The organism is Dyella acidisoli (assembly GCF_030160295.1).
Classification (GTDB): Bacteria; Pseudomonadota; Gammaproteobacteria; order Xanthomonadales; family Rhodanobacteraceae; genus Dyella_B; species Dyella_B acidisoli.
Genome location: NZ_BSOB01000010.1, coordinates 241,467 through 264,293, shown reverse-complemented (window position 1 = coordinate 264,293; position 22,827 = coordinate 241,467). Strand labels below are relative to the sequence as shown.

Annotated in this window: 23 protein-coding genes; 9 read left to right on the top strand and 14 right to left on the bottom strand. The window is 61.5% G+C overall.

Annotated features, from left to right (window positions below; all coding sequences use genetic code 11):
* Positions 1-7: 7 nt before the first annotated feature.
* The 3 genes from QQJ86_RS06180 to QQJ86_RS06170 all read left to right on the top strand — a co-directional run bounded on the left by QQJ86_RS06180 (position 8) and on the right by QQJ86_RS06170 (position 2,974).
* A complete protein-coding gene (locus QQJ86_RS06180; protein WP_284320041.1) occupies positions 8-964 on the top strand; it encodes an SPFH domain-containing protein in 957 nt (318 codons plus the stop codon).
* Positions 965-980: 16 nt separating this feature from the next.
* Positions 981-1,427 carry an NfeD family protein gene (locus tag QQJ86_RS06175; protein ID WP_284320040.1) on the top strand — a complete coding sequence of 149 codons (447 nt, stop codon included), beginning with the start codon at positions 981-983 and terminating at the stop codon, positions 1,425-1,427.
* 260 nt (positions 1,428-1,687) lie between these two features.
* A complete protein-coding gene (locus tag QQJ86_RS06170; protein ID WP_284320039.1) occupies positions 1,688-2,974 on the top strand; it encodes a threonine/serine exporter family protein in 1,287 nt (428 codons plus the stop codon).
* A 171-nt stretch (positions 2,975-3,145) separates the two neighbouring features.
* On the opposite strand, the gene QQJ86_RS06165 is transcribed toward QQJ86_RS06170, so the two are convergent.
* The 3 genes from QQJ86_RS06165 to QQJ86_RS06155 all read right to left on the bottom strand — a co-directional run bounded on the left by QQJ86_RS06165 (position 3,146) and on the right by QQJ86_RS06155 (position 5,980).
* Positions 3,146-3,481 (bottom strand): H-NS histone family protein, encoded by a 336-nt coding sequence (locus QQJ86_RS06165; RefSeq protein WP_284320038.1) that lies wholly within the window; start codon positions 3,479-3,481, stop codon positions 3,146-3,148.
* A 202-nt stretch (positions 3,482-3,683) separates the two neighbouring features.
* Positions 3,684-5,381, bottom strand: a complete 1,698-nt coding sequence (locus QQJ86_RS06160) for a proline--tRNA ligase (protein ID WP_284320037.1) — start codon at positions 5,379-5,381, stop codon at positions 3,684-3,686.
* Positions 5,382-5,539: 158 nt separating this feature from the next.
* Positions 5,540-5,980 carry a DUF4124 domain-containing protein gene (locus tag QQJ86_RS06155; protein ID WP_284320036.1) on the bottom strand — a complete coding sequence of 147 codons (441 nt, stop codon included), beginning with the start codon at positions 5,978-5,980 and terminating at the stop codon, positions 5,540-5,542.
* A 286-nt stretch (positions 5,981-6,266) separates the two neighbouring features.
* On the opposite strand from QQJ86_RS06155, the gene pssA reads away from it, so the two are divergent.
* The 3 genes from pssA to rimI are packed head-to-tail and all read left to right on the top strand — an operon-like array spanning position 6,267 to position 7,995.
* Positions 6,267-7,043 (top strand): CDP-diacylglycerol--serine O-phosphatidyltransferase, encoded by a 777-nt coding sequence (pssA, locus tag QQJ86_RS06150; RefSeq protein WP_284320035.1) that lies wholly within the window; start codon positions 6,267-6,269, stop codon positions 7,041-7,043.
* Positions 7,040-7,525, top strand: a complete 486-nt coding sequence (locus QQJ86_RS06145; protein WP_284320034.1) for a hypothetical protein — start codon at positions 7,040-7,042, stop codon at positions 7,523-7,525. The genes pssA and QQJ86_RS06145 overlap by 4 nt, the downstream gene beginning before the upstream one ends.
* Positions 7,525-7,995: a ribosomal protein S18-alanine N-acetyltransferase gene (gene rimI, locus QQJ86_RS06140; RefSeq protein ID WP_284320033.1), complete on the top strand. Its 471-nt coding sequence runs from the start codon at positions 7,525-7,527 to the stop codon at positions 7,993-7,995. Before QQJ86_RS06145 ends, rimI begins: the two co-directional genes overlap by 1 nt.
* Positions 7,996-8,177: 182 nt before the next feature.
* On the opposite strand, the gene QQJ86_RS06135 is transcribed toward rimI, so the two are convergent.
* Complete coding sequence (locus tag QQJ86_RS06135) at positions 8,178-10,982, bottom strand: valine--tRNA ligase (RefSeq protein WP_284320032.1); 2,805 nt, start codon at positions 10,980-10,982, stop codon at positions 8,178-8,180.
* Between the two features lie 295 nt (positions 10,983-11,277).
* Here QQJ86_RS06135 and QQJ86_RS06130 point away from each other — a divergent pair, with 295 nt between their 5' ends.
* Positions 11,278-12,231, top strand: coding sequence for a hypothetical protein (locus QQJ86_RS06130; protein WP_284320031.1), 954 nt, complete (start codon positions 11,278-11,280; stop codon positions 12,229-12,231).
* 164 nt (positions 12,232-12,395) lie between these two features.
* On the opposite strand, the gene QQJ86_RS06125 is transcribed toward QQJ86_RS06130, so the two are convergent.
* From QQJ86_RS06125 to QQJ86_RS06115, 3 genes are read right to left on the bottom strand one after another with little or no spacing between them, the layout of a single operon-like run.
* Complete coding sequence (locus QQJ86_RS06125) at positions 12,396-13,184, bottom strand: helix-turn-helix domain-containing protein (protein WP_284320030.1); 789 nt, start codon at positions 13,182-13,184, stop codon at positions 12,396-12,398.
* A gap of 7 nt (positions 13,185-13,191) precedes the next feature.
* Positions 13,192-14,043, bottom strand: a complete 852-nt coding sequence (locus tag QQJ86_RS06120; protein ID WP_284320029.1) for an alpha/beta fold hydrolase — start codon at positions 14,041-14,043, stop codon at positions 13,192-13,194.
* 58 nt (positions 14,044-14,101) lie between these two features.
* A complete protein-coding gene (locus QQJ86_RS06115) occupies positions 14,102-14,470 on the bottom strand; it encodes a nuclear transport factor 2 family protein (protein WP_284320028.1) in 369 nt (122 codons plus the stop codon).
* 101 nt (positions 14,471-14,571) lie between these two features.
* Here QQJ86_RS06115 and tsaB point away from each other — a divergent pair, with 101 nt between their 5' ends.
* Positions 14,572-15,258 (top strand): tRNA (adenosine(37)-N6)-threonylcarbamoyltransferase complex dimerization subunit type 1 TsaB, encoded by a 687-nt coding sequence (gene tsaB, locus QQJ86_RS06110; RefSeq protein ID WP_284320027.1) that lies wholly within the window; start codon positions 14,572-14,574, stop codon positions 15,256-15,258.
* Positions 15,259-15,323: 65 nt separating this feature from the next.
* On the opposite strand, the gene QQJ86_RS06105 is transcribed toward tsaB, so the two are convergent.
* Positions 15,324-16,361, bottom strand: coding sequence for a YeiH family protein (locus QQJ86_RS06105; RefSeq protein WP_284320026.1), 1,038 nt, complete (start codon positions 16,359-16,361; stop codon positions 15,324-15,326).
* Positions 16,362-16,452: 91 nt separating this feature from the next.
* Between QQJ86_RS06105 and QQJ86_RS06100 the strand changes: the two genes are divergently transcribed.
* Positions 16,453-17,331, top strand: coding sequence for a LysR substrate-binding domain-containing protein (locus QQJ86_RS06100; protein ID WP_284320025.1), 879 nt, complete (start codon positions 16,453-16,455; stop codon positions 17,329-17,331).
* Between the two features lie 95 nt (positions 17,332-17,426).
* On the opposite strand, the gene ptsP is transcribed toward QQJ86_RS06100, so the two are convergent.
* The 6 genes from ptsP to hpf form a co-directional block, all read right to left on the bottom strand.
* Positions 17,427-19,169, bottom strand: a complete 1,743-nt coding sequence (gene ptsP, locus QQJ86_RS06095; RefSeq protein ID WP_284320024.1) for a phosphoenolpyruvate--protein phosphotransferase — start codon at positions 19,167-19,169, stop codon at positions 17,427-17,429.
* A 125-nt stretch (positions 19,170-19,294) separates the two neighbouring features.
* Positions 19,295-19,564, bottom strand: a complete 270-nt coding sequence (locus tag QQJ86_RS06090) for an HPr family phosphocarrier protein (RefSeq protein WP_284320023.1) — start codon at positions 19,562-19,564, stop codon at positions 19,295-19,297.
* Positions 19,557-19,949 (bottom strand): PTS sugar transporter subunit IIA, encoded by a 393-nt coding sequence (locus tag QQJ86_RS06085; protein WP_284320022.1) that lies wholly within the window; start codon positions 19,947-19,949, stop codon positions 19,557-19,559. Before QQJ86_RS06085 ends, QQJ86_RS06090 begins: the two co-directional genes overlap by 8 nt.
* 310 nt (positions 19,950-20,259) lie before the next feature.
* Entirely contained in the window at positions 20,260-21,153 is an 894-nt protein-coding gene (rapZ, locus tag QQJ86_RS06080) for an RNase adapter RapZ (protein ID WP_284320021.1), read from the bottom strand.
* A 4-nt stretch (positions 21,154-21,157) separates the two neighbouring features.
* Complete coding sequence (gene hprK, locus QQJ86_RS06075; RefSeq protein WP_284320020.1) at positions 21,158-22,108, bottom strand: HPr(Ser) kinase/phosphatase; 951 nt, start codon at positions 22,106-22,108, stop codon at positions 21,158-21,160.
* Between the two features lie 291 nt (positions 22,109-22,399).
* Positions 22,400-22,723: a ribosome hibernation-promoting factor, HPF/YfiA family gene (gene hpf / locus QQJ86_RS06070; protein ID WP_284320019.1), complete on the bottom strand. Its 324-nt coding sequence runs from the start codon at positions 22,721-22,723 to the stop codon at positions 22,400-22,402.
* Between the last annotated feature and the right edge of the window lie 104 nt (positions 22,724-22,827).

Below are 22,827 nucleotides of genomic sequence, written 5' to 3'. Positions count from 1 at the left end.
TAGAACCATGGGAAATATCGTTGCATTAGTACTCATCGTAGTGGCAGTGATCGTACTGTCCAAACTGGTGCGCATCGTTCCGCAGGGTTATGAATGGACCGTTGAGCGTTTCGGCAAGTACACGCGCACGTTGCCACCGGGGCTCCATTTTCTTATTCCCGTCATGTACAACATCGGCCGCAAGATGAACATGATGGAACAGGTGCTGGATGTGCCGAGCCAGGACGTGATCACCAAGGACAACGCCGTGGTGCGCGTAGATGGCGTGGTGTTCTATCAAGTACTCGACGCCGCCAAGGCTGCGTATGAAGTAGCTAATCTGGAGCAGGCCGCGCTCGCACTGGTGATGACCAACATCCGCACCGTGCTGGGCTCGATGGACTTGGACGAATCGCTGAGCCAGCGCGACGCCATCAACGCGAAACTGCTGAAGGTAGTCGATGAGGCCACGCATCCATGGGGCGTGAAGGTCAATCGCATCGAGATCAAGGACATTGCGCCACCGCGCGACTTGATCGATTCGATGGCGCGCCAGATGAAAGCCGAACGCGAAAAGCGCGCCAACATCCTTGAGGCAGAAGGCTTCCGTCAGGCCGCCATTCTCAAGGCCGAGGGCGAAAAACAGTCAGTGATCCTGGCCGCCGAAGGCGAGAAGGAAGCGGCCTTCCGTGCGGCGGAAGCGCGCGAACGCTCGGCCGAGGCCGAGGCCAAAGCGACGACGATGGTGTCCGATGCCATCGCCAATGGCAACGTGAACGCGCTCAATTACTTTGTCGCCAACAAGTACGTGGAAGCGCTGAAGGAAATGGCCAACTCGCCCAACCAGAAGATGCTGCTGCTGCCGATGGAAGCCACGGGAATCCTCGGTTCGCTAGCGGGCATCGCGGAACTGGCGAAGGAATCGCTCGGGCAACAACAGGAAAAGCTCACCGCGGCTCGCCGCAATCCGCCATCGATGAGCTGAGTGCGAGGAACCGATCATGTTCGCAAGCGTTGCCGCGCATTACCTGTGGTGGATCGTTGCGCTGGTGCTGATTGCCATCGAGGTGATCATGCCCGGCTATTTCATGCTCTGGATCGGTATCGGTGCAGCCGCAACAGGCTTGCTGGTGCTGCTGATGCCGGGCTTGTCGCTCATGGCCCAGGCAGTCATGTTCGTGGTGTTGGCGTTCGTGTCGTGCGCGGTCTATTGGTACGCCGTACGGCCGGCGCTGCAGAAGCGCGACGAGAGCGACGGGCGGCTCAACCGGCGTGGCGAACAACTCATCGGCCGCCGTTATGTGCTGATCGAAGCCATCGTCAATGGACGCGGCAAGGCGCGGGTAGGCGATGGGCAGTGGCTAGTGAGCGGGCCGGATATGCCGGTGGGCAGCACGGTGGAAGTCGTTGCCGTGGAAGGGGCTACGTTGCAAGTGAAGCCTGCTTGATGAGAGCTTGGACGCTGCTCCCTCCCCTGCGGTGCAGGGGAGGGTTGGGGTGGAGTTGCACGAGCTCGCTGCATAAATTGGAACTCGCCGCGAGATTGCTTCACCCCAACCCCGCCTCCTCCGGCTCGCCGGGGGAGAAAAGAAAGTACGCCCCCTACTACACGTAGGGGAGGGAGCAAGATGCTGGCAAGTCGAGAGAGCAACGCTAAAGGGCTTGCCACGACATACCCAAGCGATGTGCTTGCGGTAACAATGACGCCATGCCCGCATCCACCCTCCGATCGCCATTGCCATCCTTCGCCACCACGGCGCTCAACACCCGTATCGCCTTTCTGGTGGAACTCGCCACACGTCTGCACAAATATGGTGCGGCGTCGCCGCGCTTGGAAATGGCGATTACAGGTTCGGCGCAGCGTATTGGCCTGAGTGCGGACGTGTGGTCCAGCCCCACGGCCATCATCATCTCCTTCGCCGATCTTGCGCAGGGCGAGGAAGGGCGGCTGGCGCAGGTCACACAGGTGATTCGCCTGCTGCCGGGTGACGTGAATCTGGACAAGCTGTGCCGTGCCGACGAGATTGCTGATCGCGTCATCGCAGGGCAGCTGGATCTGCGTGAAGGCTTCCGTCTGTTGCGCGCGCTGGAGCTGCCGGACACACCTCGCCAACAGGCCGGGGTGATCGTGAGTTACGGCTTGTCTGCAGCGGCCATCGATGCGCTGTTCCTGCATAGTTCCTGGGTGGATCTGCTGGTCGCGGCGTTTGTGGGATTGATCATCGGCACCATCACCATCCTGTCTGGAACGCGTCCGCGCCTGCAGGTCGCGAGTGATGCGATCTGCGCGATGGTGGCGACGCTGGTGACGATCGTGTTCAGTGCCTTCGTGGCGCCGCTGGCGATCAAATCGGTGGTGTTGGCGGGCCTGATTGTGCTGATGCCCGGCATGTCGCTGACCACCGCGGTGCGCGAGATTTCCAGCCAGCACTTGGTGGCGGGCATGGCGCGCATGGGCGGGGCGATGTCGACGTTGCTCAAGCTGACCTTCGGTACGGTGGCCGCTACGCAGATCTGCGCGGTGCTGGGCATCGAGCCACGTGACTTCGCGCTGCCGGCCTTGCCGGCGTGGGTGGATTATCCGGCCTTGCTGGTAGCGGCCATCGCCTTCGCCATGTTGTTTCGCGCCGCATGGCGCGATTGGCCTGCGGTGGTTGTTGCGGTGATTACGGGCTATATGGCGACGCGATTGGGTAGCGTCATTTCCATAAACCTGTCTGGCGCGCCATTCGGCATATTCCTGGGCGGCCTGCTATTGAGCGCGCTGGCTAACTTGTATGCGCGTTACGCGGGGCGTCCCGGTGCCGTGGTGCGCGAGCCGGGCATTCTGCTGCTGGTGCCCGGCAGTGTGGGATTTCGTAGTGTTTCTTATTTGCTCGACCGTAATGCGTCGTTGGGTTTTGATTCGACCGTATTGCTGGTGACGATTTTGATTTCGCTAGTGGCGGGATTGATGTTTGGTGAGTTGCTGATTGCGCCGAGACGGTCGCTGTGACGGTGACTCCCTCCCCCTTGGGAGGGGGCGAGGCGAGGACAACCTCGCGGCAATATTTGCCATTAACTCGCCGAAATGACGTGAGGAAAGGTTTCGCATCGCGTGAATCCCGAACTCCAGAAAGGAAAACGCCGGCATAAGCCGGCGTTTTTCGCGAACCTGATCAAGAAATCAGACCGCCATATCCTTTTCCTTCTTGCCCGCTTTCAACGCATCGTTGAACCAGCGCGGGCGCTTGCCGCGACCCGACCAGGTCTGTTCCGGATCGGCGGGATTGCGGTATTTCGGCGCCACCGAACCCGTGCCGCGACGCTTGCCGCCGCCGCGCACGCTGGCGCCGGCACCAAACACGTCTTCGAAGCTGAGGCCTTCGGCCTTCAGCAGGGCCTGCACTTTTTCGCGCACCCTGGTGACTTTTTCCTTTTGTAGTTCGTCTTGGCGCGCTTGCGCCTTCTGAATCAGGTCATTGAGCTGGGTATGGTTGAGGCTCTTGATATCAATGGCCATTAAGCGGACTCCGGTAAAAGAAATAATGAGAAGGACATGCCCGACTATTGATTATGAATAAATGTCCGGACGCATTTTTCATTCTCTCGCACGAAACTCAAAATTGCAAAGCAATGGATGTGAAAAACAGGTATTTTGAGGCCTGATTATGGCGCAAGAAAAAGGCCGCATTACGCGGCCTTTTTCGATTTCATGCCCTGCTTCAGGCGAGTATTTCGAATAGCTCGTCGCGCGTAATGGCGCTGCTTTCGGCGGCGGAACGGGCGCGATATTCCAGTGTGCCGGCAGCCAGGCCGCGTTCGCTGACCACCACGCGATGCGGAATGCCGATCAATTCCATATCGGCAAACATCGCACCGGGGCGCAGGCCGCGGTCGTCCCATACCGTTTCGATGCCACGCGCGGTCAGTTCGTTATAAAGCGATTCGGCGGCGGCTTCGACCTCGGGCGAGTTCTTGGGATTGATCACGCATACGGCAATGCGCCACGGCGCCATCGGTTCGGGCCAGATGATGCCGGCATCGTCGTGGCGCTGTTCGATCGCCGCGGCGACGATGCGGCTGACGCCGATGCCGTAGCAGCCCATCAGCATCACCTGCTTTTTGCCCTGGTCGTCGAGCACGGTGGCGCTCAGGGCTTCGGCATATTTACTGCCAAGCTGGAACACATGGCCCACTTCGATGCCGCGTGCGATCTGCAGGGTGCCGCGGCCATCGGGCGAAAGGTCGCCCGCCACCACTTGGCGGATATCTTCCACGCGCGTGATGCGTGCGTCGCGCACCCAATTGGCGCCGGTGTAGTGCGTGTCGTTGGCGTTGCCGCCGCACACGAAATCGGCCAGCACAGCTGCGCTGCGGTCGACGATGACGGGGATGGAATCAGGCAGGCCGGCCGGGCCGATAAAGCCGGGGCGCACGCCGACGGCGGCGAGGATTTCTTCGTCGGAGGCGAGCACGGATTCGCCCGGCAGCTCGGGTAGCTTGCTGGCCTTTACTTCGTTGATCTCGTGATCACCGCGCAGGCACAACGCGACCAGGCCTTCCTTGCCGCGCACCAGCACGGTCTTGATGATGCGGTCAGCGCTGATGCTGAAATGTTTGGTGACTTCGTCCACCGTGCGCACGCGCGGCGTGTCCACGCGCTGCAGCGTTGCCGACGGAGCGGGGCGGCTGATCGCGGGTGCAACGGCTTCGGCTTTTTCGATGTTCGCGGCGTATTCGGAACCGTCGGAGAAGGCGAGCAGATCTTCGCCGGAGTTGGCGAGCACCTGGAATTCATGGCTGGCGTTGCCGCCGATGGCGCCGGTATCCGCCTGCACGGCGCGGAACTTGAGCCCCAGGCGCGTGAAGATGCGCGCGTACGCCTGATACATCACCTCATAGGTTTCGCCCAGCGATTCCTGCGTGAGGTGGAAGGAGTAGGCATCCTTCATCAGGAATTCGCGCGCGCGCATCACGCCGAAGCGCGGACGGATCTCGTCGCGGAACTTGGTCTGGATCTGATAGAAGTTGACCGGCAGCTGCTTGTAGCTCTTCAGTTCGTTACGCGCGAAGTCGGTGACGACTTCTTCATGCGTGGGGCCGTAGCAGAATTCCTGCTCCTTGCGATCCTTGATCTTCAGGAGCTGCCCGCCGAATTTTTCCCAGCGGCCGGTTTCCTCCCACAGCTCGCGCGGCTGTACCGAGGGCATCAGCATTTCGATGGCGCCGGCGCGATTCATCTCCTCGCGCACGACGTGTTCCACCTTGCGCAATACGCGCAATCCCAGCGGCGACCAGGTGTAAAGGCCGGAGGCAAGCTTGCGGATCATGCCGGAGCGGATCATCAGCTGATGGCTGGCGATCTCGGCATCGGCAGGGACTTCCTTGACGGTGGCCAGGTGGAATTGGCTAAGGCGCATGAGTGATCGGTCGGCTATCGAGATAAAGGGGCGATTATAGCCGGCAGGTTGGGCGTAACAGACGATATCCGTAGGTTGGGGTGCAAACCCCAACATTCCGATGTCGCGTTGCATGGCGATGTTGGGGTTTGCACCCCAACCTACGGCGCTTCAGCGCGTTATTGGTTGCAGTACTGGCTGTATTGCGACTGGCTGGCATCCAGCTGCTGCTTGCGTTGATCCGCATTCAGCACTTGCTGCTGTCCACCATTGTTCATCACCACCGGGCCGCTGCCCTGCAAGGTGCCGATGTTGGTTTTCAGCGAAGCGCAGAGCTTCGCGCGGTTTTCGGGCGTGTCTTCCACCGGACCTTGCGGCGCGCTGTTATTGCTGCTCGGTTGCGAAGAGGCGCTGTTGCTCGATGTGGTGGTGGCGGTGTTGTCACCGCCAGCGGGGGCAGAGGTGCCGGTGTTTACGCTGACCTGGCTGTATTTGGTGCCGGTCGGCGGGGGCGATTCCGAGTAATGGATGGTGCCATGGGCATCGGTCCACTTATAGACCTGAGCGCAGGCCAGGGGCGCGACGAGCAGCAGCGCCAGGGCAATGGACAGTCGACGCATGAGGTGACTCCAGAACGGAAAGTGAGGGAACACGTGTAGTTAACAACCGCTGAGGTTGGGACTCAAGCGGGCGGTATGGGCGGAGTGTGTAGAACGTGCTTGTTAGCACGTTTGGGGGCGGGGGAACTGGGAACGTCGGCTGCAAGGCGGACGGAGATCCCGACATTGGCCAAAGACAAATTGCAAGCACCGCCGGCATCACCGGCTGCGATCCCCTTTCCATTCCCCGTTCCCGGCGTATCGCCGCCCCCTGTTACACTGAAACAGTCCCATCACGGATGGTTTCATGAGCGAGACGACACCAGTACGGGTGCCGCGGCATCGCGGTATTTATCTACTACCGAACCTGTTTACCACCGGCGCCATGTTCGCCGGTTTCTACGCCATTGTGGTCAGCATCAGCGGGCATTTCACGGATGCCGCCATTGCTGTGTTCGTGGCTGCCTTGCTGGATGGCATCGACGGCCGCGTGGCGCGTCTGACCCATACGCAGAGCGAATTCGGGGTGCAGTACGATTCGCTGTCCGACCTGGTGAGCTTCGGCCTTGCGCCCTCGCTGGTGATGTACAACTGGTCGCTGTCTGGCCTCAAGGAGTTTGGGCCGCTGCCGGCCAAGATCGGTTGGGCGGCAGCCTTCATCTACGCCGTATGCGCTGCGCTGCGGCTGGCCCGCTTCAACACTCAAGTGGGCGTTGCCGACAAACGTTATTTCCAAGGCTTGCCTAGCCCGGCGGCGGCGGCGGTGTGCATGTCGTTCGTGTGGAGCATGGACAGCTGGGGTTTTTCCGGCGCCGAGTTGGACGTGGTCATGCCGTTCATGGCGGTGATCGTAGGCTTGCTGATGGTGAGCCGCTTCCGCTACTACAGCTTCAAATCCCTGCCGATGGCGGACAAGGTGCCGTTTCTGTGGATTCTGGTTGCGGTGCTGATCCTGGTGCCGTTATTCGTTGATCCGCCGCGCGTGCTGCTGGTGGTGTTTTCGCTCTATCTCTTGTCCGGGCCGATCGTGACGCTATGGGGCCTCGCTACGCATCGCAAGCGCCCGCGTCGCGGAGCGGTATGAACGCAGTAGCCGCCAGTCCAGCTCATCGAGCACGTGTGCTGCGTGCGCTGGGCGTGGTGACTTGGCGCAAGCGGGGTGTTGCCGCGGCAGCGTCGATGGAACCGGTGTTGCCGGCGGAACCTCAGCAGGTATCCGCCAGTGCTGGCGTCGTGGTTGTGCTACCCGCTGGTTGCGCGGTACGCGAGCACGATCTGCTCGGGCGCGCACTGTCCGCCTTCGGACCTCAGCTGGCGCGCGCGCCACGCATCGAGGCGCGGGATGGCGAAACCATGCAGGTGCCGCATGCACCGGCCTATCTGGTGTTCGGCCAGGCTCAGGCGCATGCACTTGGACGGGCGTTGCCGGCCAGCGTCATGCGCGATGCGCACATTGTGCTGGCGGATGCACCTTCGGAAATCCTGGCGCAGGCCAATTCCAAGCGACGGCTATGGCAGGCCTTGCGTACCCTGCGCCGTGCTCTTGCAGCCGGAGGGCAGCGCTGATGGTTGCTGTTGCGCGCCCCTCACTGGAGATGCGCGCAATGCGGCGCGAAGACCTGCCGCGAGTGAGCGAACTGGAACACGCTTCCTACGAATTTCCCTGGAGCATGGGCATCTTCGCCGATTGCCTGAAGGCCGGGCATCCGGCGTGGGTGTTATGCCTGGAAGGGTGCGCGATCGGCTACGGCATTCTTTCGGTGGGTGCGGGTGAGGCACACGTGCTGAATGTGTGTATTTCGCCCGATCAGCGTGGGCAGGGCTTTGGGCGGCATCTGATGAAGCGCTTACTCGACATCGCGCGGTGGAACGGCGCCGAGCGCGTGTTTCTGGAAGTGCGGCCATCCAATCCGAATGCGCAGGCTTTGTATGCGTCGCTGGGATTTCACGAGATTGGCCGGCGGCCGCGGTATTACCCGGCGCACAGCGGGCGTGAGGATGCGATCGTGATGGCGTTGGAGTTTGATGTTTCGTAGGGCGCGTTCGCCCACCTGTGATCTTTCTTAGTAAGTCCCTCTCCCTCCGGGAGAGGGTGCCGAGAGGCTCGGGTGAGGGTTCGGGCGAAGCGTGATGCTGACCTATCGTGCAGGTTTTGCTATGACGTGCTGGTCGTACCCTCACCCCAACCCCTCTCCCGGTGGGAGAAGGGCTTAAAGCATCAACCCAGCTTCAGCATCTGCTCGCGCAACGCGCCCAGCTGTGTACCCCAGTCGGCAATGCGCTGACGTTCCTGCGCCACCACTTCCGCCGGCGCGTTCGCTACAAAGTTGGCATTACCCAACTTGCTCTCACACTTCTTGATCTCGCCTTCAATCCTTCCGATTTCCTTCGCAAGGCGTGCCTTCTCAGCGCCGAGATCGATCAGGCCGGCAAGCGGAATCAACACACGCAGCGAGCCGACTACGGCTGCTGCAGCGGCGGGCTCGTCTGCGCCGGACTCGATCCACTGCGGCGCCTCAACGCGCGCAAGGAAGCTGATTTGCGCGGCAAACTTGGCCTCACGTGCGCGATCACTGGCATCACCATCGGCCAGTAGCAGCGGAATGACCTTGCCGGGAGCGATGTTCATTTCTGCGCGGATGCGGCGGATACCGCTGAGCACGTTCTTGAACCATTCGATCTCGGCGGTGGCGGCTTCATCGGCGGGAATATCGTTCGTGTTCGGCCACGCGCGCAGCAGAATGCTATCGGCCTTGATGCCGAGCTTCGGTGCCACCGACTGCCAGATTTCTTCCGTGATGAACGGCACGATCGGATGCAATGCACGCAACACCGTTTCCAACACCACCAGCAAGGTGTGGCGTGTGGATGCCGCGGCGATTGCGTCGTCGCCATTCAATGCGGGCTTGGACAGTTCGAGGAACCAGTCGCAATACTCGTTCCACACGAATTCGTACAACGCCTGCGCCAACAGGTCGAAACGGTACGTAACGAAATGCTGTTCGACTTCGGCAAGCGTTTGCTTCAAGCGCGTGAGAATCCAGCGTTCGGCTTCGGTCACCGGCGCACCGGCCGGCGCAGGCAACTCACCTTCCGGCAGGTTCATCAACACGAAGCGCGCCGCATTCCACAGCTTGTTGCAGAACGCCTTGTAGCCTTCCGCGCGCTTGATGTCGAAGTTGATCGTGCGGCTGTAACTGGCTAACGCAGCGAAGGTGAAACGCAACGCATCGGTGCCGATGGCGGGAATGCCCTGCGGATAATCCTTGCGGATGCGCTTTTCCACTTTCTCGCGTACTTGCGGAATCAGCAGCGACTTGGTGGATTTTTCCACCAGAGGTTCCAGTTCGATGCCGTCGATCAGGTCGAGCGGGTCCAGCGTGTTGCCCTTGGATTTGGACATCTTCTGGCCTTCCGCATCACGCACGATCGCGTTGATGTACACCTCGCGGAACGGCACCTTGCCGGTGAAGTACAAGGTGGCCATCACCATGCGCGCCACCCAGAAGAAGATGATGTCGAAGCCGGTGACCAGCACGGCGCTGGGCAGGAAGATCTTGTCGTGTTGCCAATTCGCAACCACCTTGTCGTCGTTCTTCACGGCGCCATCGAAAGGCCAGCCGAGCGTGGAGAACGGCCACAGTGCGGAGCTGAACCAGGTGTCCAGTACGTCTTCGTCCTGTTTCAATTTGCCCACGGGTTCGACAGAAGCGAGCTTGCGCGCATCGGCCTCATCCTCGCCGACGAAGATATTGCCGGCCTCGTCGTACCACGCCGGAATGCGATGACCCCACCACAGCTGGCGGCTGATGCACCAATCCTGGATGTTTTCCAGCCATTGCGTGTAGGTAGTGGTCCAGTTTTCCGGCACGAATTTGATGTCGCCCGAACGAACGGCGTTGAGTGCGGGTTCGGTGATGGCCGTGCGACCTTTTTCACTCGTGAGATCGACGAACCACTGGTCGGTGAGCATCGGCTCGATCACCGCATCCGAGCGCTGGCTCACCGGCACCTGCAATTTATGCGGCTTGGTTTCCACCAGCAGGCCGGCGGCGTCGAGATCGGCGAGCACGACCTTGCGTGCTTCGTAGCGATCCATGCCTTGGTACTTCGCCGGTGCATTGGTGTTGACCTTCGCATCGAGCGTGAAGATCTCGATCGGCGCAAGCTTGTGGCGCTGGCCAATGGCGTAGTCATTGAAATCGTGCGCTGGCGTGATCTTCACGCAGCCCGTGCCGAACTCGCGATCGACGTAATCATCGGCGATCACCGGAATCTGGCGACCCGCGAGCGGCAGCGTAAGCGTTTTGCCGATCAGGTGCTGATAACGCTCGTCTTCCGGATGCACGGCGACCGCGGCGTCGCCCAGCATGGTTTCCGGACGCGTCGTGGCGACCACGAGGCTTTCATTGCTGTCGGTGACGGGATAGCGGATCGACCACATGTGCCCGTCGCGTTCGACGTTGTTCACTTCCAGATCGGACACCGCGGTGCCCAGCACCGGATCCCAGTTCACCAGGCGGTTGCCGCGATAGATCAGGCCGGCGCGGTACCACTCCACGAACACCTTGCGTACCGCGGCGGACAGGCCTTCGTCCATGGTGAAGCGCTCGCGCGACCAGTCGGCAGCTACGCCAAGACGGCGCATCTGGTTGGTGATGGTGGAACCGGATTCTTCCTTCCACTGCCACACGCGTTCGACGAACGGCTCGCGCCCCAGGTCGTGACGGGTTTTGCTCTCTACCGCGAGCTGGTTCTCCACGATCTTCTGCGTGGCGATGCCGGCGTGGTCGGTGCCTACCTGCCACAGCGTGTTCAGGCCGCGCATGCGCTGGTAGCGGATCAGCATGTCCATCACCGTCTGCTGGAACGCATGGCCCATGTGCAAGGTGCCGGTAACGTTCGGTGGCGGCAATTGGATGCAGTACGGCTCTCCTTGCCCGGACGGCTGAAATACGCCGCTCTGTTCCCAGCAGGCGTACCACTTCGACTCGATCGGGCGGGGCTCGAAACTCTTTTCCATCGGGGACTCGCATTGGCGCGCCGGGTGGCAAGCGCGTGTGGGTAGGCACAGAAACTCGCATTGTAAGGGGCGGGTGGGGGTGTGCCAAAGCGCTGACTGTGCTTTTCCCTCTCCCCTCTGGGGACAGGGTAGGGTGAGGGGCAAGCTTGCGGCGTGACTAGCTCGAAGCGTGGCTCTTATGGAGCTTGAGGCAAGCCTTGGCCCCTCACCCCAACCCTCTCCCCGGAGGGGAGAGGGAGTTGAAAGGCGTTATAGTTCTCGACTGATTTCACCACTCCCATCCGGATAGGGGCGCATGGAAGTACGAAACGAGGTCGATATCGCCACCGCAGGCCTGCCCAAGCCGGCTGCCGATGCACTTCGGCCTAAGGTGGTGGTGTGCATGACCAACCACGAGCGGCCGGACTGCGCGCGCATCAATCAGGAAATCATCAAGCTCAACTACCCGGAGCCGTGGCCGATCGTGCACGCCTGCTCCGATCCCACGTACGAGCCACATATGGAAGACGTGCTGGTGCGCTGCCAGCCGCGCTCCATCATCGAAGGTGCGTTGAATTTGCTACGGCAGTCCTGCCGTGCGGCCGTGGAGGTATACAACCCCCAGTATTTGCTGCATGTGGAAGCGGATACCTGGGTGTTCGACCAGGGCGTCATCCAGCGCTACATCGATTTGCTCGATCGTGATCCCAACGCATTCTTAGCGGCGTCGACGTGGAGTACTGACCAACGTGTGCAATGGCGCAGGCTGCGGCACCCGTTCGCCAAGGTGAAGCTTGGCGTGGCCAGCGTGCTCAACGCGCTGGGCAACGATTTCGGTATCAAGCGCAAGCAGACGTTGTCCACGCAGTTTTTCATTGCGCGCAACGATCCGCGTTTCTTCAAGGTGATCGACGGCATCCAGCCGACGTTCGAAAACACGCTGGAATACGACTTCTATCAAGCCTTCGTGCAAGAGTTCGACACGCGTGCGGTGGTGCACATCAAGGAGCGCGAGCCGGTGCATCCGGATAACCGTCATTGGTGCCCGCCGCTCACGCTGCATGCACAGCACTGGCCGGAGCAATTGCCGCGGCCGGCGGATTTGCCTGCGGATGGCTCGCCGCACGAAGGGGTTTCCGGCCAGTACGACATTCCCGGCAAGAAAGAAGTGCTGGCGGCTCACGGTTTCAAACACGTCGGTCCGGCGATGCGTAAATTGCTGGAGGCGACGGATACCAGCTATTACAACCCGAAGGCGAAGCGGTATTGAGCCTGAAGTTTTTCTTCTTGCGAGATTTGCCCCCTCCCCTGCTTGCAGGGGAGGGCTGGGGTGGGGTTGCACGGGCTTGCCGCGTAGATTGAATCCTTCGCGAGGTTGCTTGACCCACCCCAACCTACGAAGTTATGGCATTGAACAGAGTGCAATACGCACGCTCACGCCATCTGTCGCAACGCTTCCGCGGTCTGCGCATCGGCGGGTACGAAGGCCTCCAGTGCCAGCTCTGACAGAGTGATATCCACCGGACTACCGAACACCGTGGTGGTACTGATCATGGACAACACTTGCCCGCGCACTTCCAGTTGCATCGGCACCGCGATGGCCGATGCGGGTGCTCGCGAAACCGTCTCCGCAGGTGCGGGTAAAGCTTGTAATTCACGGCGCAAGGCGATCAGGTGTGGATCGTGCGTGGCTTCGATTTGTTGCTGCAGACGATGCATCAGATGCGCACGCCACTCGGCCAGGTTGCGGATGCGTGGTGCAAGACCGTCAGGGTGCAGGCTGAGTCGCAACACGTTGATCGGTGGTTGCAGCAACTCGGGTGCGACACCGTCCATTAAACGAAGCACCGCCTGATTGCTTGCAACCAGATGCCAGTGGCGATCGATGGTAAGCGCCGGATAAGGCTCGAAGCCTTGCAGCAATTGCTCGATCAGCCGACGCGCTGCATCCATCGACGCATCTTCCAGAGGGCGCTCCGGAAACACCGGCGCAAATCCCGCAGCCACCAGCAGTGCATTGCGTTCGCGCAGCGGAATGTCCAGGTATTCCGCCAAATGCAGGATCATGTCGCGGCTGGGTTGGGCACGGCCGGATTCCACGAAGCTCAAATGCCGCGTGGAAATCTCGGCGTGGTTGGCAAGATCGAGCTGGCTCAGCCGCCGATGCCGGCGCCATTCGCGCAGCAAGTCGCCGACCGGGCGCTGGGTGTGAATAGCATGCATGTGTTGATCATGCCGCGCGTGCTGTGCGGTTGTCGTGGGTCGTTCGGCACTCCTCCCCGATGAAGCGATCGATATCCGCCAATAACCGTTCTCGATGCGTGTGGTAGATGCCATGCGGTGCACCGGCGTATTCGATATAGCGGCTGTCTGGCACGAGTTCGGCCACCATGCGGCCATGCCCGGGTTCGCTGGCGTCGCGGTCGCCGTGGATGATCAGCATGGGTATGTTCAGTGCGCGCAATTCATCGCGCATGTCCGCGTGTGTGCGGGCCAGGAAGCAATCGATCAGCGCTTTCAGCGAAGCGTTGAGTACACAATCGATGGTCCAGCGTGTCACGTCCTCTGGAACGCCGGTTTCCGCGGGCAGAAAGAACGGTTCCGCGTTGTCGCGCAACCATCCGGGCAGATCGTTGCGTAGCACGTCGCTGATCGCCACAAATGCCTCGCGCGGCAGGCCTTGCGGATAGCTCTCGCTTTGCACATAGCAAGGCGCGGTCGCGCCGATGAATACCACACGTGCGATCCGCTCACGGCCATGCCGCGAGAGATAGCGCGTGCATTCGCTGGTGCCCATCGAGTGGGCGATCAGGGTGATGTCGTGCAGATCGAGATGGGCGATCAGTTCGGCCAGGTCATCGGCGAGTCGATCGTATTCGTAGCCGTGGCCGGGTCGATCCGAGCGGCCATGGCCACGACGATCAAGGGCGATGCAGCGCAGACCGAGTGCGTTCAAATGCAGCATGTGCGGCGCCCACATGCGTGCGTCGAGTGCCCAGGAACTGACGAAGACGACGGGTTTGCCGTTACCCCAATCCTCGTAATGCAGACGGATGTGATCGCTGGTTTCGAACATGGACATGATGATGTACTCCGGAAGTTGATAAGCGGCGCGCGTGTGCGCGCCGCGGTAAGGGGAATCATGCGGCCACTGGTACCTTGTCGAGGAAGCCGTAGACCTTGCTGATGTGCCCACCTTCCAGCACAGCAACGTCGAAGCCGATCACCAGCGGTTCGCTTGCATCGGGCTGGCTGAGGTGCCAGCGGAAACGCATCATGTCGTGATGTGCGTCCACGTCACCGTCGAGGCGGAAAACATGGCCGGGAAACATCTTCTGCACCGCGGCGATGGTGGCGTCGATCGCCTCCCAACCCTTGGCAGTGATCATCGGGTCGGTGTACACGGCGTGTTCGGCGTAGACATCTTCCAGTAAGGCGCGCCGGCGCAGCGGATCGGTTTCATTCCAGCTACGGATATAGCGGGCGGCGAGGGCATGGGCATCGTTCATGGCTTGGTCTCCTTGGTTGGGTGGAGACAGCTTGCGGCCGGTACTGTGTGGCGACGATTACCTGGGAGGTAATGACCTCCACCTCATGCGAGAATGCTTCGATGAATCTGCTCGCCATTGAAACCGCCACCGAATCCTGCTCCGTCGCACTGGTGCATGGCGAAACGGTCATTGCCCGCAGCGAACTGGCGCCGCGCCGCCATGCCGAGCGTGTGTTGCCGATGGCGGATGAATTGCTGGCCGAAGCGGGCATGGGCAAGCACGCGCTGGATGCCATCGTTGTAGGTCGCGGCCCGGGTGCGTTCACCGGCGTGAGGTTGGCGATATCGCTGGCACAAGGTATGGCGATGGCGTTGGATCGGCCGGTGATCACCATTTCCTCGCTCGCCGCATTGGCGCTGGAGGCGCCGGAAGACGATGCGGCGATTCTCGCCGTGATCGATGCGCGCATGGGGGAGATCTATGCGGCCTGTTATCGACGGGACGATGAGGGCGGCTTGATCGCATTGGATGACGAGCGCGTTTGCACGACCGAGTCGCTGGTATTGCCGCAAGCCGATGCGTGGAATGTGGTCGGTTCCGGCTGGGCGACTTATCAGGAAGCGTTGCGCCATCGGCTTGGCACCGAGCCGCGTTCGACCGATGGTGCGTGTTATCCGCAGGCCCGGCACGTGGCGACGTTGGCGGTACGCGAGTTCAAGGCAGGTCGTGCGGTGGCGCCGGAGTTGGCGTTGCCAGTGTATCTACGCGACAAAGTGGCGTTGACGCTGGCGGAGCAGGGGCGCTGATTCAACATTGCGCGAGGTTGGCCCCTCACCCCAGCCCTCTCCCCGGAGGGGAGAGGGGGTAGGCATCACATCTGCCCAATGACCAACTGCACCAGCAAGCTGCTCACCGACACTGCTGCCCACACGCCCAGGCCCAGCAGAATCGGCCGCACGCCAGTCGATGCCATCTTGCGCAGATTGGCCGACAGACCGATCGCGGTGAGCGCCACGATGATCATGAATTCCGCGGCGAGATGGATCATCGGCTGAATCGCCACCGGCACGAAGCCCGCCGTGCGCACTGCCGATGCCACCAGAAACCACAAAATGAACCACGGAAAGATGCGGCGCAGGCTGAAGTCGCTGGCGATACCTGCATGCTTCGCCGCGCGCTTTTCCCGCATAGCCACCACGATGGCGAGCACCAGGCAGATCGGGATGATCAGCGTCGCACGGGTCAACTTCACAATCGTCGCGTAATCGCCTGCCGTGTTGCTGTAGCTGTAGCCGGCAGCAACGACCGAAGACGTATCGTTGATCGCTGTGCCCGCCCATAGGCCGAAGCCCAGGTCAGAAAGATGCAGCGCATGCCCCAGCAGCGGAAACAGCAGCACAGCGACGATGTTGAACAGAAAGATGGTGGAAATCGCGAATGCGGTGTCGTGATCGTCTGGCTTGATGATCGGCGTCACCGCAGCGATGGCCGAGCCGCCACAAATCGCAGTGCCTACGCCGATCAGTATTTTGAGCTTGTCGTGGACCTTCAGCACGCGGCCGAGCAGCCATGCCGTCGCGAATGCCACGCTCATGGTCACCAGCGTAACGGCCAACGACTGCAACCCCGTTTTCGCCACTTGGGTCAGGCTAAGCCCGAAGCCGAGCGCGATGATCGACCACTGCAGAATCTGTTTGCTTGCGAACTGGATACCGGGGTTGAACGCCTCGCCAGGCGCGAACAGGTTGCGCACGGCGATACCGATCAGGATGCCGAACACCGGGCCGCCGATCAGCGGCACTTGGCGCCCCAGCCACCAGGCCGCGAGGGCAATGGCGAGAGCAAGCAGCAGACCCGATGCGCGAAGGCGCAGGGCAGGTGAGGCGGCGGGGAGGGATACGGCGTTCATGACGGACAACTCCTTGGGGACACCGCCATTTTCCATTTCGTCATGTATTAGGAAAATTTGAAATATCTAATCAATCCTATAAGATAAGCTGATGCTTAATGTCAGCTTGCGTCAGCTTGATGTATTCGTGCAGATCGCCCTGCACGGCAGCGTGCGCGCCGCCGCTGAGCGGCTGCACCTCACCCAGCCGGCGGCCAGCATGGCCCTGGCGGAAATGGAGCGTCAGCTCGATGCGCCCGTGTTCGATCGCGAGCGCGGCCGGCTCCGGCTCAACGCGCGAGGGCGTGAGCTGCTTCCGCTGGCGCAGGAACTGCTGGAACGCCACGCCGAATTCGGGCGCCGCGCCACCGGCAAGACGGTGGCGCTCGCTGGGGAATTGCGTATTGGTGCGAGCAACACGGTCGGCAATTATCGCGTCGGTGAACTGCTGGGCGACTTCGTGCGCGCACATCCGCAAGTCGCCATCCGCCTGCGCGTGGGCAATACGGATGACATCGCCACCGCAGTGCTCGATCACAGCCTGGACGTCGGTTGTGTGGAAGGACCGGTCACGCATCCACTACTGGAAGTGCGGCCTTGGCGCGACGACACGCTGCTGGTCTGCGCGTCACCCGAACATCCTTTGGCGAAGAAGCGGGGACTGAAACCGGAACACTTCGCCGGTGAACGCTGGATCCTGCGCGAACACGGCTCCGCCACGCGCGTTACCACCGAGCGAGCGCTGGCTCAATTGCCGCCAGGCGAAACGGTGATGGAGCTGGATCAGATCGAGGCCATAAAACAGGCTGTTGCCGCAGGCCTTGGCATCGCATGCCTACCGCAAGTTGCTGTGAGCGATGCACTGGCAACAGGAAAATTGATTGCGTTGAAAACACCGTTCCTCGATCTGCATCGCAAGCTGTCCATGCTTCTGCATCGCGAAAAATATCGCGGCGCGGCGTTGGAAGTCTTTTTGCAATCCGTGACGTAGCCTTCGGCGAAGCAATTTGCAGGTTAGGGTGCACGCCCCAAAGTCGCCATGCCTGCGGACATGACGATATTGGACTTTGCACTTCAATCTACGCCCTACGCTGACTCGGGGCAGACGATGGAAGCGAGCAGGGCCTCCGCTTCTTCGTGCGTACGTGCACGAATCAGCCGTGGCGCGAAACTGCGCAGTTTCGCGTGATCGAGCGTGGCGAGACGATCGCGCACGACCAGGATGCGGCTGGGATGCATGCTGAATTCATTCAAGCCGAGCGCGAGCAGCAGCGCGGTGAAGTTTTCGTCGCCGCCGATCTCGCCGCATAGGCTGACCGACTTGCCGGCACGGCGACCGGCGGAAATCACGTGCGAAAGCAAGCGCAGCAGCGCGGGCTGCAGAGGGTTGTAGATGTTGTCCAGTGCATCGTTGCCGCGGTCTGCGGCGAGCACGTATTGCGCCAGGTCGTTGGTGCCGATGGCGAGAAAGTCGGAGTGCTCGAGCAGGGCGCGGACGTTGATCGCGGCGGCGGGCACTTCGATCATCGCGCCGAGCGGGAGTTTCTCCGGCAGGTCGATGTTCTCGCGTTTGAGTTCTTGTCGCGCCAGTTTGAACAGTGTCCGCACGGCGATCAATTCATCGGGTTGCGTCACCATCGGCACGAGCACGCGCACCGGGCCGTAGCAAGCAGCGCGCAGGATGGCACGGATCTGCGTGGTGAACACGGCCGGATGGCGCAATGAAAGACGTACACCGCGCACGCCCAGAGCGGGGTTTTCTTCGCCGCGGATCACCAGGCCTGCAGCGTCGGCTTTGTCGGCACCGAGATCGAGTGTGCGTATCGTTACCGGTGTGCCGCCCATCCCCATCACCACATCGCGATAGGCGTTGAACTGTTCGTCTTCGGACGGCAAACCTTTGTGGCGCAGGAACAGGAATTCCGTGCGATACAGGCCCACACCGTCCGCGCCGCGCGCACGGGCGAGCGCGACGTCGCTAACCGATTCGGCGTTGGCCAGCAGGCGAATGTGGATGCCGTCGCGTGTAAGCGTAGGTGCGTTGGCCAGGCTGGCTAGCCTGCGCCCTTCTTGCGCCGCTTCGCGCTGCCATGCGCGGTAGCGGGCCAGGTCCTGCGCGGCGGGGTGCACCACGGCTTCGCCGCGTTCGGTGTCGAGCAGGATCAGATCGTCGTCATGAATGGTGGAGAGTGCATCGCGCGTGCCTACCAGCATGGGCAAGTTGAGGCTGCGCGCAAGAATCGCGCTATGCGAATACGGACTGCCGGAGCTGGTGATCACGCCGAGCAGGCCGTTGCCCGCCAGATGCGCCATATCGGCAGGCGCGATGGTATCGGCGACCAGGATTTCACCGACGCGCGCGGCAAGCTTGCGCTCCTCCGCGCTCGTTTGACGCTGTAGCGCGGAGATGACGCGACCGATGACCTGGTCGACATCTTCCATGCGGCTGCGCAGATAGGGATCGTCCATGGCTGCGAACACGCCGGCAAGACGGTCGCGCTGTTTCTTCAGCGCGGCGCCGGCGCGATAGCGACCGATGGTGATCATCTCGTCCAGGCCGCGCAGCAGCTCGGCATCGTCCAGCAGCAGGCTATGCGCGTCGATGAATTCGTTGACTTCGCGCGCCAGCGCACCGTGCAGCTTGCCGCGCAGTTCGTGCAGTTCCTGCCGCGCCGTGTTGAGCGCGGCATGCAAGCGTTCCAGTTCGGAGGGGACTTCTTCTTCGGTAAGCGGACGGGTGTCGACCAGGTAGCGGCTGGGCTGCACGAGGCGCGCGCGGCCGAGTGTCATGCCGCGCGAAGCCATGGTGCCGGAGAGGATTTGCCTCATGGACGACCCCCATGGGGATCGCCGGGAACGGGGAGCGTGGAACGGGGAACGCGAGCAGTGCGCAGGTGCACGTCACGCCGCAAGCGTGATGTTCCCCGTTCTCTGTTCCTTGTTCCCTGCTTCATTCACGCCCCTTCATCGAATTTGCGATCGAACAGATCGATCACCGCGCCAAGTGCTGCCGATTCGTCCGGCCCATCGGCGCGCACCGTGAGCGGCGTGCCGATGCCTGCGGCCAACATCATGACGCCCATGATGCTTTGCGCATTTACTTCGCGGCCTTTGCTGATCAACCACACGGTGGATTTGAAACTTTGCACGAGCTGCACCAGCTTGGCTGATGCGCGGGCATGCAAGCCCAGTTTGTTGGAGACGACGATTTCTTTTTCAAGCATGATCGATGAAGATTCCTCCGCGACCGCCGCTGGCCGCGATTTCAGCAAGTTCGTCCAGCGGCTTGTCGGCGTAGTTGAGTACGCGCAGCAGCATGGGCAGGTTCAATCCCGAAACACAGCGCAGCCTTACGCCCACGCTACTCAACGACAGCCCGATGTTGCAGGGCGTGGCGCCGTAAAGATCGGCCAGCACCAGCACGCCTTCGCCTTGATCCAGTTCGCGCGCATGCTTGGCCGTGAGTGTGCGCATCACATCCGGATCGGCACGTGCGGGCACTTCCACGGTGGCGACCCGCAGCGGCAGTTTGGGCAGCACGTGACGTGCGGCTTTCACCAGCGCCTGGCCGACCGACTCATGGGTCATCAGAAGCACGCCGACGCTCATGACACGGCGGCTTCCGTTGAGTTAGAGAGCCTGTCTACGGCCTCCGCATAGCCCGCGTTGTCACGGCGTGGTCGCCAGGTGGTAGTGCGTGGCGTAGCGCTTGACTGGCCGTCAAGCCAAGCCGCGCGCTGCCGCATGGCGACCACACCGTGACAACCCTTCGGGCCGGATCTGTTTGCTCGCCGAGCGGCGTCCTCACTCAGTTGTGTATCGACATACACGCCTTCGTTCCTCCTTGCCCGACAGGCAAACAGATTCCGGCGCGGGCCATGCGGAGGCCGTAGGCAGGCTCTAGCAGACATCATAAACATCACTCAAGTTCGCGATGGAATGTGAGAACGCCTTCGCGGCTGGCGCGATAGTGCGCGGCAAGTTTCTCGACCAGATAGACCGAGCGATGGCGTCCGCCGGTGCAACCGATGGAAATGGTGACGTAGCTGCGATCGTCCGCCTCGAAGCGGGGTAGCCACGCATCCAGCCAGCGTGAGGTGTCGGCGAAATATTCGCTCACCATTGGTTGCTTTTCGAGGAATTCGCGCACCAGCGCATCCTTGCCGGATAGCGGGCGCAGCGTGGGTTCCCAGTGTGGATTGGGCAGGCAGCGTGTGTCGAATACGAAATCCGAATCCAGCGGCAGCCCGCGGCGGAACGCAAACGACTGGAACATCAGCGTGAGCCCGGACGTGGTCTGTGCGTAGCCGGTGGCGATCAGGCGACGCAGCTGATGCACGTTCAAGTTGCTGGAATCGATCACGCGTTCGGCGATCGCCATCAGCGGACGCAGCAGCCGGCGTTCTTCGGCAATTGCATCGGCCAGAGACATGCCGAGCGAAGCCAGCGGATGGCGGCGGCGTGTTTCCGAATAGCGCTTGATCAAAACCTCATCATTGCAGTCGAGGAAGATCAGATGCACCTGCACCGTGGCGGCCAGCGTCGAGAGCACCTGGGGCATGTGCTGGAAATCTTCATCGCGGCTGCGCACGTCCACGCCGACGGCAATGCGCCGACGGCCGCTGTAGCCGCCCGTCGCCGCTTCCACCAATTCCGGCAGCAGTGTGCTGGGCAGGTTGTCGACGCAGTAGAACTCCAGATCCTCCAGCGCGCGCAGGGCGACGGTCTTGCCGCCGCCAGACATGCCAGTGAGCACCACCAGATGGATGGCGTTCGGATCGTCGTTATTGATCAATCCTTCGTAGTGAGTCATGCGTTCACCAAGGCGGCAGTCGGCGCATCTGGTGGGCCTGGCGGTCCATGAAGCTTTGCGCCGGATCGATGCCCTTGCTCTTCAGCATATGGCTGCGCACGGCGGCTTCCACCAGTACCGCCAAGTTGCGGCCGGGGGCAACGGGCAGGGTGATCATCGGCATCTTCACGTCGAAGATGTCACGGTGGCCCACGTCGCCGGTCAGGCGCGTAAGCGCATCGACATTTTCGCCGTCGCGCAATGGTTTGAGATGGATGACCAGGCGCAGATACTTGGACGTCTTCACCGAGGTGTGGCCGAACATCTCGCGCACATTGAGCACGCCCAAGCCGCGCACTTCCAGGAGATCCTGCAACAGCTCGGGGCAGGCGCCGTCGACCACGTCCGGTGCGATCAAGGTGAATTCGGGCGCATCGTCGGCAACCAGGCGATGGCCGCGGCTGATCAGTTCCAGCGCCAGCTCGCTCTTGCCAGAGCCGGCTTCGCCGGTGATCAGCACGCCGATAGAGAACACTTCCAGCAACACGCCATGCAGGGTGAGGCGTGGCGCCATGGTGCGCGCCAGGTGGTATTGCATCCAGGTGAGCAGCTCATGGCCGCGCTTGGCGCTGATCCATAGTGGCGTGTCCGTTTCTTCGGCCACCTCGCGCAGGTCGGAGGGGATCGCCTGATCCTTGGTCACAATGAATGCGACCGGATGCGTGGCAGCTGCTTTGTGGATGACTTCCCAGCGCTGGCGCGAATCGAGGCCGTCGAGGTAGCTCAGCTCCTCCGTGCCGACGATCTGGATCTTGTTGGGATAGATGACGTTGAGATAGCCAACCAGCGACGGGCGGCGCGCAGGCGTGGAGCCATATTCGAGCACGCGCATTTCGCCGCGCATGCCGGCCACCCAGCGCAATGCCATGCGCTCGTGGATATCGTCGAAGAGTTGTCTTGCGGTGAGCCGGTCCAAAGATATTCCCTTTGCGCCGCGTGGCTGCCTGGGCGGAGGCGGCGGCGGGGGACATTGTGCCAGCTTTTGCGATCCCCTCTGTTCGAAGACGGACAGTGTTTTTCCCTCTCCCCTCTGGGGAGAGGGCGGGGTGAGGGGGCAATCTTGCGGGGAAGGTGCATCGGAGCATCGTTTTATTGAGGTCTGGGGCAAGCCTTGGCCCCTCACCCCAACCCTCTCCCCGGAGGGGAGAGGGAGGACTCTTGAACGTGCTCTCCCCGAAGGGGAGAGGGGTGAAACGGAGTTGTTGTATCAACCGTACTGACGGATTTCTCTTACTTCACGTTGATGCTTATCACACAGCTTTTCGCGATAACGGCGAAGCTGGTCAACGAGCTTGTCAAAGAGGATGTCGATCGAGGCGTACATGTCGTGCTCGGTGGCTTCGGCGTGCAGCGTATTGCCCGCTACCTTGAGCGTTCCTTCGGCGCGTTGCTGAAGTTTGTCTACCGAAAGCACTACGTTCAGGCTGACGATGCGGTCGTCGAGGCGGGTCAATCGGTCAAGCTTGGTTTCCGCGCGATTGCGCAGAGCTGGGGTCACTTCGATCCGATGGCCACTGAGTTGGAATTGCATGGTACGCCTCCTTCTAGAGCTGGCCGCCAATGGCGGCGTTGATCGATGCGCAGATCGAAAAGAGCCGACCGTTGCATCGTGAAGCTAGACCTTGTTCTGTAATA